Below are 13590 nucleotides of genomic sequence, written 5' to 3'. Positions count from 1 at the left end.
AATGAAAAAAACCTTACTACTTATTGCGCTTGGCATAAGTTCATCTCTTGTCTTTGCAAAACCTTATACAAAGTCACCATCGGAAGTCGTTGCTGAGGCCAAAAGCAGCGACTGGCAGCAGCTGGACCCTGAAAATATTCTTAAAATAGAATTACAAACAGGATCGGTCTATATCGCGCTTAACCCTGAACTTGCGCCCAATCATGTGGCAAATATTAAAGCGTTAGCACGAGAGGGGTTTTACACAAACTTGAGTATGTATCGGTTCGTGGAAAACTTTGTGGCCCAAGGCGGCGATATGTCGGACAATAAAATGCCGCAAAAAGGAAAAAAAGCGATTGCCGCTGAGTTTTTTCATAGCACAGAATCAACCTTGAAGATCACACCTCTTGCTGCTGTAGACGGCTACGCGCCGCGTACCGGGTTTTTAAATGGTTTTGCCGTAGGACAAAATGAAGCTGGAACTAAAACCTGGATGACACACTGCGTTGGTTCGTTTGCCATGGCCAGAACCAATGATGTTAATAGTGGTGGTACCGAGTTTTACATCACGTTGACGCCGCAGCGGTACCTAGACAAAAACACCACCGTGTTTGGGCAGTTGTTATCGGGAATGGAACATGTTCAGCATCTAGATCGTAAACCAGTTGCTGGACAAGCGTATAATATTATCAAAGGCGTTACGGTACTTGCTGATGTAAAAGGTGCACCTTCTTTTAAAAGGCTAAAGACAAATACGCCGATTTTTGAGTCGCTAATTGCTGCACGTAAAAATAGAGCGGGAGATTGGTTTGTTGATACGCCAAATCACACCGATATATGTTCGGTCCCCGTCCCTGTTGAAATGGAAGACACGACAGGGGAATAAATAACCTGAGCTGCGGATAATTAATGCCTTTCTAGCAGCTAGTTTTAGCGCTAACTGCGTTGAATTCACTTCCAATAGCCAGCTATTGGTGCGTAAATTCGCCTTGCCTACAGGATGTAGGTACCTTAGCGAGAGCAGGACGCGGAAGCGGTGTTTTCCCTAAAACTCTCTAGCTAGACAAGGAAAAAACTAAGTTTTGCTTTAGCAACAATGAGTTGGAACATTCCTTATCCAAACCTCAGGTTAAATAGCAATACTTAGATGTGATAAAAAGCCAAGCCATGTGAGAACATGGCTTTTTTACGTTTTACTGTCGGTTAGTTCTTACCGTATACGGAGTCTGATCTTGTTCACTCGAACGATATGGATTGATATCTAACCCGCCACGGCGAGTATAGCGTGCATAAACCGATAATTTTTCAGGGTTAAAGGTGCGCCAAAGCTCGCAGTAAATGCGCTCCACACATTGCTCATGGAACTCGTTGTGGTCACGGAATGAGATTAGGTACTTAAGCAGCGCTTCTCGGTCGATTTGCTTACCACGGTAACTTATCACCACGCTTGCCCAGTCTGGCTGTGAGGTGATCAAGCAATTTGACTTGAGTAAGTGGCTGTGAAGCGTCTCGTCGACCACATCCTCAGAGGCAAGTTGTAGTAAGTTACTATTTGGTGTGTAGCTATCAACTTCAATATCCAGCTCGTCGATACACTCACCAGGGAGACGCGAGAAAGGAATACAATCGAATTCGTCTGCGCCAAATAAAGTCACGCTAACTTGGCTATTTGATGCCGTGGAAAGATCCGCAGCTAGCGTTTGGCGCACGGTTTCCATCGTATCAAAGCGACTTTGGTTAAAGCTATTCAAGTAAAGTTTGAACGATTTTGACTCAATGATATGCGAGCTTTGGCAAGGAAACACAAAAGTGGCAACCGCAACTTGAGGCTTACCTTTGTTATTGAGCCAAGACAATTCGTAGCCTGTCCAAGTATCTTCACCTTTGAATGGTAAAGCGGACTCATCAACATTGATTTGGTCACGATTGAGTTTACGTGCAATGGGGTGTAGCAGGCTTGGAGTATAAACACTGGCATATTCTGTGGTTTTACCAAGCACAGAAGATTGCAGCTCTGGCGAATTACTGTAGTCTGTCATGTTAATTCAAATCTCGTTACAATGCGGTCATTATAACGAATGTTCACCTCGGGATTAATAGCAATTTGCTTAATTACACGAAACAAGTATTCAGCCCGAGGTGAGAAAAATAAAGAGAGCTTTATATATGACTCAGCCCGTAAATATGGCGCGCTTGCATCAAGCCTATGTAGACTATCATCAACAGACCTTCAAAGATTTACCGAGTACCGAGCATGATGAAAGTTGGCCTAGCCCATGTGAGCAGGGTGAACCGAACAAGCTTAACGAGATAAAATGGCTAGCGGTAGCGCGCTCGCCAGCGGGACATCTAAATGATTTAGCCAGAGCGTTGGAAACGCAATTTCCTGAGGGATTGAACGGACTGTATGGTGATTTCTTTGCTGGCAATATCGTGGCATTTATTGAGGGTAAGCAAATTGAGCTACTGCAAGCATGGAACGAAGATGACTTCGAGCGCTTGCAGCAAAATATCACCGGCCATATTTTAATGAAGCGCAGGCTCAAACAACCTGAAACCGTATTTATTGGCTTAACAGAAGCAGACGACTTATTGGTGTCGGTCGATGTCGCTACGGGTCAAGTTGGGTTAGAGTTTGTCGGTAAGAAACAGCATCATGTTTTGGCTGATTCTATCGCGGAGTTTGTAGAAAAACTGACAGTCAACTATCCAATATAGCTAGTTGGTATCAAGGAGCTTGCGCTCCTTATTGAAAGTCCCACGAAATATTCGAGACCAATTGGCAAGTTTCGCAGCGAAAGTCGAAAAGGCCGAACCAAGGCTCCTCGAGTAACCAGTCTCCCTGACAGCTTGGGCATTTTCTTGCTTTTTCTGCGGCGAGGTTTTCGCCGCCAACACGATACAGATAATAGTAAACCGGTTTTTTCGTGAGATAGCGAATACGTTTGCTCAAATCCATGCCACGTCTAAACAAATCACTACCCGTACTGGAAATTTCCTCCAGTGCAGCAAATTCGCAGCGAGTCGCACCATTGATCTGTATTTGATCGCAGGCTTGCCAATCTTCTTTCCATTTGATCAGTGTTTTGTAATCACCATTGGCAATAGCAGGGATTTTATATAAAGGCACTGGTAAAAAGTCGTCGCCACAATACAGTGGACTACAAGTGTGTACGTATGTGGTGTAGAGAATGTAGCTTGACGGCTCATGACAGGCATCAGCGCTGTTGGCATGTATATCTTGCCCAAAAACTTTAACCTTAGGTGCAAGCAAGCCTGATTGCTGTAGCTGGTCAATCGCAAACTTCACAAAAGGACTATGGTTTAATGGATGCAAAGCGTCTTCTTCTGGACACATCACACGAGTGACGAAATAGCCATCTTTAAGTACAGTTGGAAATTCGTCACCAATGATTTGACCATTAAAGCGAAGCGCATTGACCACCCGGTTAATGGCCTGCTCGGCAGCATCTAAGGTGGTTTCCTCATAGCAATCAAAAGTTAAGTCGACAACAAACACTACGACTTCTCCAATAAGGCAATGAGCTTATCAAGCTTAGCTTCAATTCTATCTAATTGGCTTTGTGAACTTGTTTTGACGACCTCTTCAACCTCTTGATAGTGCTCAATACAGGTAGGGTCTTGTTTGTACGCAGCAATGCCTGAGATAACGTCTGGCATTGCGACGCTTTGAGTTAATTTGCTTTTTGTTAGCGCGACAGTTGGAGTCTTCCCACTATCGACTAATTTTTTGATAGCTCTGGCAACGGCAGGATGCATAGAGGTTCCTAAACGCCTTAATCATAGGAGTGGATCATAGCACCAAGTTACGTAAGGAGCGATTGCTTTAGCTATCTTAACATCGCATCTAGTTCGTCAATGATTTCACTCCAATCGGCGTCTTCTTTTAGCGATTCTTCAATAAAGTGACGTTGCCCTTCATTCCAAAATGGTGCTTGGCTTAACAGCATATCGTCAGGAAGGCGGTGTTGTTTGACAAACCCTTCGATCGCCTTGGGATTGTTGTCGAGCCCAAGTTGGGCAAATAAAGTACTCATAGTGTGGCGACTAGTATCCATTTCGTTCTCCCTCGTTTGCTTGAATTTTACTCACTAACTATAGTAAAGGTGGTTGTAAAACCTTTAGCAAGTCATCATCGATAAAAACCATAATGACTAATGCGAGGATAAATATACCTGTCCACGACTGAATAAATTGTGACTTGTATCAATATCTATCACTAGCGAGTAGCCGTACATTATTAAAGTACACAGAAAAAATTCTGAGGTTTTGATATTAAGTAGTATTTCGGCATGATTATCAGAAGCTTGGGGCAATAACAATAAGGAACCATGATGTCAGTAGAAACTTCTCAACATGAATTAATCGTTAGATATTTGAATCCAGAAGATATCAACGTAGCCGCGAGTGTGTTGTATCAGGCTTACCATGATGATCCGTTACTCAAGCAGGTATTGGAGGCAAAACAAGAAGCAATTTTTGAAAAAAAACTCAGAGCCTTAATACGAGAAGAGCTGTCGGCATTTGGTCAAACGGGGCAGCCGATGGTGGGGTTATACCATCAAGATAGATTGGTCGCGGTAGCATGCGTTATTGCAAATGGCGATGAATTGGACGCAAATCGGCAGTGGCATTGGCGATTACGACTCATGATGAGTGCGGGATATTTGCAAACGCAGCAGCTTATCGATAAAGAAAAGTCGATTAGACAAGCGTTGCAAACGCAAGAGCCGTGTCACTTTTTATCTCTAATTGCCGTTGACCCACATGTTCAAGGGCTTGGCTATGGCCACTATTTACTCACTGCGTTGGATGATTTAATTGCACAAAGTGAAGAAACGAAAGGGATGGCAGTATTTATTACTAAGCCAGAACAAGCGCAGTTTTTTGCGGGTCACGGTTATCAAGTTCTGCAAAAGATGGCGTTTAGCTCAGTAGAGGGCACATTACTATTTAAGAGCAAATAGCAACAATGGAAATTACCATGTAAGAGATCTCGTACGAGAATGTGGGTTAAGGCGCTTTGTAGTACCGAATTTGTAGTGTGATTTTTAGTTACCCTTCTGTTTTTAAAGAAGTTACTTTGTTTTTCTTTTAAATGACAGCAAAAAGATTGTTCGGAGCTATCTAACAAAAGTGCTCAATCCCCGTAAACTTAACAATGTAAGGAAACACAAGAGCAGGAGCTCAGCGTCAAAGGATAAGGAATTTGACAACAAGAGAAGGATGTATTGCATAGGGCAAGGAAGATCAGGAACTCGAGGAAGCGAGTGTGAAGCGGAGCTTCACTAGGGATAAGGAGACACATGGAGTGTCAAGGAGCGCGGGAAGCGTAGTGGAGCAAGGAAGAGCAGATAAGGACGAGCAAGGCTCTAGGATGAGGGAGCGCAATCTGGATGATTGCGAAGTGGATGGGTTACACTGGACGTAACAATGTATAGGGAGCACATAGGGATTATGTGAAGCGGAGCCAAGGTGGCGTTGGAGCGCGGGAAGCGAAGAGGAGGCCAAGGTGGCTAAAATGGAGATGCATTGGAAGTGCTAATGGATGACACAAGGATGGGATTCGGGTAGGTCGGAGTACATACCCGTTCAGGGGAAGAAGAATTGGCGGATGGCTTTTGGGTTGTAAAGCAGAGGAATTGGATACCTCTTGGGATAATCGTCAGGATTGAGGCGCAGCAGATAGGCTAGCGCCTTAGTTTTTTGTGACGGTTGTAAATTTGATGTATATTTTCCTAGTAACTTAGTTGAAGTTCTCAAAACTCTCCGCTTGCAGTTTCATTCTTATCTTTCGATCTCCTTGCTAGATTATTCCACTCTCATTTTAGTCTTATACTGATTAGTCTTAATACTTGCTCAATTTTAAGGAGCAAATCTGACGCTAACCGCGTTAAAAATTTCTCATTTAGAACAACTAAATAGCAAAATTTTTGCCTTGCCTTGCCTTGCCTTGCCTTGCCTGCATGGATGTAGGTACCTTGGCGATAGCAGGACGCGGTAGTGGTGTTATCGCTAAGATTCTCCCGCCTCAAAATAGATCACTTAATTAAGCGAATTGGTATTGTTTTTTAGTGCGCGATGTTGGCGCAATAGTTAAGGAAAAAGAAATGGAATGGTATCTAACAGTATTAAAAAGATATTCCGATTTTAGTGGACGTTCAAGACGCAAAGAATACTGGATGTTTATCTTAATAAATGCGTTGATAGGCTTTGCAATTGGTATTGTCGACGGGCTTTTTGGCACTCTGTTTTTGACAGGTATCTATTATTTGGTGGTTCTAGTACCGATAGTTGCAGTATCTATTCGTCGTCTTCACGACACTGGACGCTCGGGCTGGTGGCTTTTAGTGAGCTTTGTGCCTATCGTCGGTTTATTAGTGATTATATATTTCACCACCATGGATAGTGAGGTTGGTGAAAACGACTACGGGCCAAGCGTCAAAGGGTATGTTTAAAATAGTTGTACTATTATAAATTCAGAGCAGGCACTTGTATTTATATGAATTTAAGTGCCTACTTTCGCACCCATCGGATTAACTTGCGATTTTATAAGCGGGCAATTCTTTTTTGACTAATCGTTCATTTTCTAAGTAAAGCTTACCTTGATAGGCTGACTCGCCATCTGAACTAAACTCAAACATAAATTGGCTTTTTATTCCAAGCTTACCGTCCTTTAATACCCCGAAACGGCGCTTAATACAGGCAACACTTAACAGTTGCACTTGCAAACTTTCAGTTTGATGTTGTGCATGCCTATTTGCCGCTTCTGCGATCTGGCGACTATACCAAAATAGCGCGATAACAGAGGAAACGATGATAAAAAGCCAAAGCGTTGTCATTTAAGAAAATAACCTTCCAATTGCACGAGACAGAGTTTCACTGCGATTTTCTGCTCTAATAATACCTAAAACATGTGGGCGTAACATAGGTATTGCAACTAAGTCTGCGAAAATACTGCTGAAAAGTCCATCGATTTGATTATTCTCAGCGGCTTTTTCCATATAGGTAAAGAGCCTTTGCTGGTCGGTTAGTGTCTCCCAAGCACGCCCAGCAATCGTGAGTAAGCAATCTGCATCTGATCCCAACTCGGATGCTAAAATGGCGTCTACAGCATGTGCGATGAGACCAAGCGCGTGACTTCCCGACATCGCACGCAAATTGGTGACCGTGGCGTCCTTATCTTGCTGTTGGCATGCATGGGTTAAAGCGGCTAAAAAGTCTTCGGTTTGAGATGTTGAGATGGTAACGTGTTCAAGCATTGCGGCTAATGGTGTCTTAACTTCTGCTGGCAAAACAGACCACGCCTGTTGCAGGTTGCTCGCGTTATGACCGTGGTCTAGACGTAGGGCAAAGTCAGCAATACCTTGTAGCGCTATTTCTTGCCAGCGTTCGAATCCAAGCTTGCCAGAGAAGTAGAGTTCGGCGTGCTCGTAATATTGAGAAGCCGGGCGATTAAGCTCACGCTTTAATAGCGCATTGAATGCCGCGAGTTTGTTCGCGTTTGGCGTGAAGACATAAGGGTTGTTATCAAGTTTCCCTTGAGCGGCTTCGCCCGTGAGTTGAGTACCTAATGCTTCGAGTACCATGGAGGCAAAGTGGTCACGGCTGGCGATAATGAGCTTGCTTTGCTCATCCAGTGGAAACTTTAAAAACCACACATAAGGATCAGCGGTCGCCTCATTATCCCAAAATTGAATCGCCATGATGGCATGGCCGCCAAGCGGGTAAGGATAAGGGACTTGAGTACTCTCGATTTGCGCAAACTGCTTCTTATCTATTTTTGTGATACGTCGACCCAGATCATAGGCCCGCCACTGCGTTCCGGCGTTTGTTAGTAATTCACCTAAAGTTGAAATTTGCGCTGTCATGAATGCTCTATATGTTACTTATATTTTCAATAGCGGCAATTATAGCTACTTTTGGGAGCGCTGATAAGCCTATGAAAAAGGTGCACTTGAGAGAATTGGCTAGCTCCTAAATAATGCAAATTGCTATAATGTAAAAAATTGAGAAAGAGACAGGACCGATGAACTCGGAATTATTGATTCAGTTAGACGAACTTGAGACTTGTTTAAAGGCGACGGGTCTTTGGCAAGACGAGCCAATTTCGGCTAAGGCACTTACCTCTACGGAGCCATTTTGCTGCGATACGATGACCTTCGCGCAGTGGTTGCAATTTGTATTCTTGGGCAAAATGCGAACAATGGTAGAAAGTGGTGAAGCATTACCGGAAAATATGGCGATTGCGCCAATGGCTGAAATGGTGCTGAGTGAACATCTTTATTTTAATGCGGTGCATCAGTGTTTAAAAAACCTCGATAATACAATTGCAAAGAGCGCGTAATGCTTGAGATTTTATATCAAGATGCACATTATGTTGCGATAAATAAGCCGTCAGGGTTATTGGTTCATCGCTCATTTTTGGATAAGCGAGAAACACAATTTGCGATGCAAATGCTACGTGATCAACTTGGTCAACATGTTTTCCCCGTTCACCGTTTAGATAGGCCAACGTCAGGCGTGCTACTGTTTGCACTAAGCTCTGAGGCCGCGCGAGACATGAATGAAATCTTTATTAGCGGTAATATTCAAAAACGCTATTTAGCGCTTGTTCGCGGATTTGCTCCGGAATCTAGATTCATCGACAGACCACTCAAAGAAGAACTTGATAAAATTGCTGATAAGTTTGCCTGTCAGGATAAAGCTCCGCAGGAGGCGCAAACACAGATAAATTGTTTATTGCAGGGTAGCTTGCCAATTCCTTTTGGTAAGTATCCAAGTATTCGCTACTCATTGGTGGAGTGTTTTCCTAAAACGGGTAGAAAACACCAAATCAGGCGCCACCTTAACTATTTAGCACATCCGATTATTGGTGATGTCAATCACGGTGATAATAAACACAACCACTTTTTTGTCGATCATTTTGGCTTACGTCGGTTGATGTTATTTGCAACTAAATTGGAATTTGTACATCCTTATACCAACACGACGATTTCAATTACCGCGGATTTGGGAGAAGAAGCATTGGCTGTCTTCGCTCAGCTCGGCTGGTCAGACAACGAGAAGGATTATAAATAATGGCAAAAGTTTCCATTTTTGTGGGAAGTATGTACGGCAATGCTGAAAACTTGGCAAACGACAGTGCTGAGTTTTTGAATAAATCGGGTCATGAGGCAAGTGTTATTGAGCCTGCTTCCATCGTTGATGTAACGCAAGCTGAAAACATTTTATTTATTTCTTCTACTACCGGATCTGGTGATATTCCCGATAACTTGCTGCCTTTATTTTTGCAAATGCAAAGCGAATTTCCGATGCTAACGGGCAAGAAAGTAGCGGTCATCGCATTGGGGGATTCTAGTTATGGCGATACTTATTGTGGTGCTGGAAAGCAAATTGATGCCCTGATTGAAGAGTTGAACGCCACTCGAGCACAACCGCGTCTAGACATCGATGCCTGTGAATATTTTGAGCCTTGGGAGCCGGCAGAGGCTTGGCTTCAATCATTGGCAAAAAACCTTTAGGTTTTATCTTCTGTTCAAGCATTACCTTTCAATTTACGCGGCTTAATAGGCCGCGTTGCCAGCTCAAATAGCAAACTCATCAGCATAGTTATAGTAACGGAAAAATATAAATATTTACATTTTGGTTACGTTGTGTGACATTGGTCTTGGTTGTATGAAAAGTGACCGATATTATAAAGTTCAAAATAATGAAAAGGAAAAGACAATGATTAAACCGATTCTATTTGCTGTATCTGCTATTTTCGCCACCGCAATGTCGTCTAATACTACCGCATTCGAAGAAATTTACCTTGAATGTTACAAAAATGGTGAGTTGTTATGGGCTGACTCTTTTTCTGATTATCGAGATGCGGATAACGCATCGAGAATTTGCAGGAGGATTGGTGGTACGCCAATAATGTACTAACGATATCAGTTCTTTATGAAACTTCCTTTAGATAATATTAATCAGCATTGAAGCCTAACCAAATTTTTGGGTTTAAATCAGCTGTAAGCGACGTTGAAAAACTGTGTATTTAAACGATAGAACTGTCGTAATCTTTAAGGAAAAGTGAGTCAAAAGTGCTGCTTTAATATGTAAAAATCCAATATCATTACTGATATTGGATTTTTATTTTTAAACCCTGGTTCTTAGCGCTAAACACGTTTCGTCTGAACTTTCAGCTTTAACTTTTGACCAGGCTGAAGATACTTCTGTCCAGTCAGGTTGTTCCATTTGACGATTTCATTCACGCTGACGTTAAACTTAGTGGCGATACGTGCCAATGAGTCGCCTTTACGCACTTTGTAAGTGATTGTGCGCTCGGTGTTGACGAGGACGGTTTGATTTGCTGCTTTTTCATCTTTAAAGACAGTAAGCTTTTGTCCAAGGCGCAAAACGGCATTGGTTTTTAACTTATTCCAGCTAGCTAATTGCTTAACGGTAACATCATATTCGCGGCTGATATCCCACAATGTATCACCTGATTTTACTGTGTGGCTGAGTTTTTTCTTAGTTACTTTGTTGGCGGCAAGGCGCACTTCTGGTGGTAAATGCTCACTTTGCAATTCGCCATCACTGAGTGGCACCAATAACTTCTGGCCAACACGGATCATATTGCCATCGATGCTATTGAGTGAGCGAATGGCGCCGATACTAGTATTAAACTTAGTCGCAACGACCGACAGGCTATCTCCTTTTTGCACTGTATAATATTGCCAACGAAGTCGATCTTTTACTTCAGTTTTAGCTAATTTCTCTTGAAAAGCGTCAACTTTTTCCATGGGTAATAATAACTGGTGTGGGCCATCTGGATCGGTGGCCCAACGATTAAAACCTGGATTTAAGCGATAGAGTTCAGTTAAAGAAATATCGGCCATTTCAGCGGCAAGCGCTAAATCAATTTGTGACCCTACCTCAACGGTATCAACAACTTGGGCATTGATTATAGGTTGCCACGCGACCTTAAACTCATCTGAACGTTTTAAGAGGTCGGATAAGGCAAGTAATTTAGGCACATACGCGGTGGTTTCGCGAGGTAAATCGAGAGACCAAAAATCGGTAGGCAAATGCTTTTTACGATTTTTTCGGATTGCTCTGAGCAATCGACCTTCACCTGAATTGTAAGCGGCAATTGCGTTTAACCAATCGCCTTCCAGTGTTTTATGGAGATAGGTGAGGTAATCTAATGCAGCCTGCGTTGATGCAATAATATCGCGACGGCCGTCATACCACCAATTTTGTTTGAGGTTAAAGCGTTCACCGGTTTGAGGCATAAATTGCCAAATACCGGAAGCGGTGCGGTGTGAATAGCCAAATGGATCGAATGCGCTTTCCACAATAGGTAACAACGCGATTTCTACCGGCATATTGCGCTTTTCTACTTCTTCAACAATGTAGTAGAGGTAAGGTTCTGCACGTTTTGCGATACGGTCTAAATAGGCTTGGTGACGTTGATAGTAATTACGTTCGGCGACCACAGGTCTATTTTGTGGCACTTCGATAGATAACTGATAACGGATCCGCTCCCATACGTCGTCAAATACAGGCACAGCCTCTTCATCTTCGTCTTGCCATGAGGTACTGAGTGTTTGGGAGATATCATAAGGGCTCGCGTGATCTAAGTTGGCCTGCTTCACTTGTTCAGTTGCAGTTTCCAACGGGGTTTCTTGCGTGATTTCACAACCACTTAACATTGCTAATGAAGCAACAATAAAGGCGAGCTTTTTCATAAATGCGTTCTTTTGCTTGGGGGTTCGGACAAAAACTCGGCAATATTACCGAGTTTGTATCAGCATTTAAAGCTTCTTTATTATTTTATTTCGACTTCCTAAAAATCGTTAGAAATGCTTATCTTTGGCGGTATTGCAAAGAAAATGGATAATTTATTCAATACTTCCTATGTAAGTACGCCAAAAAAGCGTCATTTTGGCGTTACATTAGGTCACTATTGAATATTTTAGAAGTTATCCTTCCATTTTCTCAGTGCACTAAAGCGAGCTTCAGGTGTATTTTCTGACGCGATAAATTGCGTTGGAACATGGGTGAGAATGGCATCATTTGCGGCACGTACAAAAGGATTGATTGCTTTTTGTTGTTCAATTGTCGTAGGTACCGTGCGCTCGTTACTGGCACGTAATGACTTTGCTTGTTGGTGATACTGGATCAGTGCTTGGTTAGTGGGCTCAACGGCCTCAGCAAAAGCAAGGTTCGCGAGTGTGTACTCGTGCGTGCAATACACTTTACATGTGTCAGGTAGTGTGAGTAGCTTTTCAAAGGAGTGCCACATTTGGCTAGGTGTTCCCTCAAAAAGTCTGCCGCAGCCAGCATTGAATAATGTATCACCCGTAAAAGCCAGTTCATCATTTACATAACAGATATGGTCTAACGTGTGACCTGGGGTGGCAATAATGTTCAGCGTGGTATCAAAAAGTGTGATCTTATCGTGTTCACTAAGGCCATGAGTAATGCCTTTATATTTACCATTTTTAGGCCCGTAGACTGTTAAGCTGGGAAAATGTGATAAAAGCGGGGCAATGCCATCAGTATGATCCCAATGGTGATGGGTGACTAATATGCCTTGGAGTGTTAAATCAAACTTGGCGAGGTAATCTAAAACAGGTTGTTCGTCACCTGGGTCAACCACCCAACAGTTTGAACGTAGAGGGTCTTTTATCACCCAGATATAATTGTCATCAAATGCTTTGATTGCATCGACTTGCACCATAACGCAATGCTCTATAAAGTGATTAATAACACCAGTATAACGAGCTTAGTAAATGAAACCAGCGTTAAGTTTTTTACAAGGACCCAAACCCGATGAGTGGCAAGACTTTCCTCACGGTGAATATTTAAAGGTGGGGATCCAAAAACGACTGGATGAATGGCTACCAAGAATGTTTGGTTACCACATGCTAAAACTCGGCTGTTTGAGCGGTCAAATGAATACCTCTGCCAGCCCGATTAAGCATCAAGTTTGTGTTGCCCCACAAGGCAAACGTGTCGGAGTATTTGCTGAAATTGACGAGCTACCTTTTTACGAAAACTCAGTCGATGCTTGTATTTTAAGTCAGTGCTTAGAATATCATTCTGATCCGCATCATATTCTACGCGAAGCCCACCGAACGCTTATTCCTGGAGGTTATATTGTGATCTCAGGTTTTAATCCGTTTAGTTTATGTGGTGTGGCGCAAATGCTTCCCTTTAGTAAAGAAAAACTACCTTGGTCAGGGCGCTTCTTTACTCCATCGCGGGTGAAGGATTGGCTAGATTTACTCGGGTTTGAGATTGTTGGTGACGAGCGCTTTATTTATGCGTCTTTAGCGCGAGGCTCGAGGCTTTCTCGTTTTGCGCCATGGCGTCGTTTTTGCCGTCATTACTTAAAGCCGATGGGAAGCGTGTATATGTTGGTGGCAAGAAAGCGGGTGATGCCGCTCACTCCAATCAAACCTAAGTGGCATGTAAAGCCTAAGTGGACACCCGCTGTGAAAGGGGCTGGACTCAGACAAACCTGCCAAGATAAAGAATAACGAGTATTATTACTTAATATAAATCTTAAGGGAGCTGTTATTTGTTATTGAATGA

Annotated in this window: 17 protein-coding genes; 9 read left to right on the top strand and 8 right to left on the bottom strand. The window is 42.9% G+C overall.

Translation table 11 applies throughout. The annotated features are described in order from the left end of the window. The first annotated feature begins 1 nt into the window (after nucleotide 1). A complete protein-coding gene (locus PNC201_RS12350) occupies nucleotides 2-868 on the top strand; it encodes a peptidylprolyl isomerase (RefSeq protein WP_102057225.1) in 867 nt (288 codons plus the stop codon). Nucleotides 869-1175: 307 nt separating this feature from the next. Here the strand turns inward: PNC201_RS12350 and queF are convergent, their stop codons facing one another. Continuing rightward, a complete protein-coding gene (gene queF, locus PNC201_RS12345; RefSeq protein ID WP_102057224.1) occupies nucleotides 1176-2021 on the bottom strand; it encodes an NADPH-dependent 7-cyano-7-deazaguanine reductase QueF in 846 nt (281 codons plus the stop codon). Between the two features lie 127 nt (nucleotides 2022-2148). Here queF and syd point away from each other — a divergent pair, with 127 nt between their 5' ends. Next, the gene (gene syd, locus PNC201_RS12340) at nucleotides 2149-2700 is read left to right on the top strand and encodes a SecY-interacting protein (protein ID WP_102057223.1); all 552 of its coding nucleotides are present in this window, start codon (nucleotides 2149-2151) and stop codon (nucleotides 2698-2700) included. 28 nt (nucleotides 2701-2728) lie between these two features. On the opposite strand, the gene PNC201_RS12335 is transcribed toward syd, so the two are convergent. The 3 genes from PNC201_RS12335 to PNC201_RS12325 form a co-directional block, all read right to left on the bottom strand. Beyond that, nucleotides 2729-3502: a Zn-ribbon-containing protein gene (locus tag PNC201_RS12335; RefSeq protein ID WP_102057222.1), complete on the bottom strand. Its 774-nt coding sequence runs from the start codon at nucleotides 3500-3502 to the stop codon at nucleotides 2729-2731. Then, nucleotides 3502-3762, bottom strand: a complete 261-nt coding sequence (locus PNC201_RS12330) for a hypothetical protein (protein ID WP_010606623.1) — start codon at nucleotides 3760-3762, stop codon at nucleotides 3502-3504. Before PNC201_RS12330 ends, PNC201_RS12335 begins: the two co-directional genes overlap by 1 nt. A 71-nt stretch (nucleotides 3763-3833) precedes the next feature. Then, nucleotides 3834-4061 carry a DUF2789 domain-containing protein gene (locus tag PNC201_RS12325; protein WP_010370914.1) on the bottom strand — a complete coding sequence of 76 codons (228 nt, stop codon included), beginning with the start codon at nucleotides 4059-4061 and terminating at the stop codon, nucleotides 3834-3836. Between the two features lie 276 nt (nucleotides 4062-4337). On the opposite strand from PNC201_RS12325, the gene PNC201_RS12320 reads away from it, so the two are divergent. Both PNC201_RS12320 and PNC201_RS12310 read left to right on the top strand, forming a co-directional pair. Next, the gene (locus PNC201_RS12320) at nucleotides 4338-4970 is read left to right on the top strand and encodes a GNAT family N-acetyltransferase (protein WP_010606625.1); all 633 of its coding nucleotides are present in this window, start codon (nucleotides 4338-4340) and stop codon (nucleotides 4968-4970) included. Nucleotides 4971-6113: 1143 nt separating this feature from the next. Continuing rightward, nucleotides 6114-6461: a DUF805 domain-containing protein gene (locus tag PNC201_RS12310; protein WP_102057220.1), complete on the top strand. Its 348-nt coding sequence runs from the start codon at nucleotides 6114-6116 to the stop codon at nucleotides 6459-6461. 78 nt (nucleotides 6462-6539) lie between these two features. Here the strand turns inward: PNC201_RS12310 and PNC201_RS12305 are convergent, their stop codons facing one another. Both PNC201_RS12305 and PNC201_RS12300 read right to left on the bottom strand, forming a co-directional pair. After that, nucleotides 6540-6845, bottom strand: coding sequence for a DUF3301 domain-containing protein (locus PNC201_RS12305; protein WP_102057219.1), 306 nt, complete (start codon nucleotides 6843-6845; stop codon nucleotides 6540-6542). After that, nucleotides 6846-7874: a DUF3549 family protein gene (locus tag PNC201_RS12300; protein ID WP_102057218.1), complete on the bottom strand. Its 1029-nt coding sequence runs from the start codon at nucleotides 7872-7874 to the stop codon at nucleotides 6846-6848. It abuts the gene before it with no gap. A 158-nt stretch (nucleotides 7875-8032) separates the two neighbouring features. On the opposite strand from PNC201_RS12300, the gene PNC201_RS12295 reads away from it, so the two are divergent. From PNC201_RS12295 to PNC201_RS12280, 4 genes are all read left to right on the top strand, one after another. Then, entirely contained in the window at nucleotides 8033-8350 is a 318-nt protein-coding gene (locus PNC201_RS12295) for a YqcC family protein (RefSeq protein ID WP_010370929.1), read from the top strand. Further along, the gene (truC, locus tag PNC201_RS12290) at nucleotides 8350-9084 is read left to right on the top strand and encodes a tRNA pseudouridine(65) synthase TruC (RefSeq protein ID WP_102057217.1); all 735 of its coding nucleotides are present in this window, start codon (nucleotides 8350-8352) and stop codon (nucleotides 9082-9084) included. Before PNC201_RS12295 ends, truC begins: the two co-directional genes overlap by 1 nt. Further along, complete coding sequence (locus tag PNC201_RS12285; RefSeq protein ID WP_010606632.1) at nucleotides 9084-9527, top strand: flavodoxin; 444 nt, start codon at nucleotides 9084-9086, stop codon at nucleotides 9525-9527. Before truC ends, PNC201_RS12285 begins: the two co-directional genes overlap by 1 nt. Before the next feature lie 205 nt (nucleotides 9528-9732). Beyond that, on the top strand, nucleotides 9733-9933 hold the full coding sequence (locus PNC201_RS12280) for a hypothetical protein (protein WP_010606633.1): 201 nt from the start codon (nucleotides 9733-9735) through the stop codon (nucleotides 9931-9933). A gap of 230 nt (nucleotides 9934-10163) precedes the next feature. On the opposite strand, the gene PNC201_RS12275 is transcribed toward PNC201_RS12280, so the two are convergent. Both PNC201_RS12275 and gloB read right to left on the bottom strand, forming a co-directional pair. Continuing rightward, a complete protein-coding gene (locus tag PNC201_RS12275; protein WP_102057216.1) occupies nucleotides 10164-11738 on the bottom strand; it encodes a lytic transglycosylase in 1575 nt (524 codons plus the stop codon). A gap of 227 nt (nucleotides 11739-11965) precedes the next feature. Continuing rightward, nucleotides 11966-12733 (bottom strand): hydroxyacylglutathione hydrolase, encoded by a 768-nt coding sequence (gene gloB / locus PNC201_RS12270; RefSeq protein WP_102057215.1) that lies wholly within the window; start codon nucleotides 12731-12733, stop codon nucleotides 11966-11968. 52 nt (nucleotides 12734-12785) lie between these two features. On the opposite strand from gloB, the gene PNC201_RS12265 reads away from it, so the two are divergent. Then, nucleotides 12786-13535 carry a class I SAM-dependent methyltransferase gene (locus PNC201_RS12265; RefSeq protein WP_102057214.1) on the top strand — a complete coding sequence of 250 codons (750 nt, stop codon included), beginning with the start codon at nucleotides 12786-12788 and terminating at the stop codon, nucleotides 13533-13535. Nucleotides 13536-13590: the final 55 nt, after the last annotated feature.

It is taken from the genome of Pseudoalteromonas sp. NC201, assembly GCF_002850255.1.
In the GTDB taxonomy this organism is placed as follows: Bacteria; Pseudomonadota; Gammaproteobacteria; order Enterobacterales; family Alteromonadaceae; genus Pseudoalteromonas.
The sequence above is the reverse complement of the archived record's forward strand: the minus strand, read 5'-3'. Positions and strand labels throughout refer to the sequence as shown.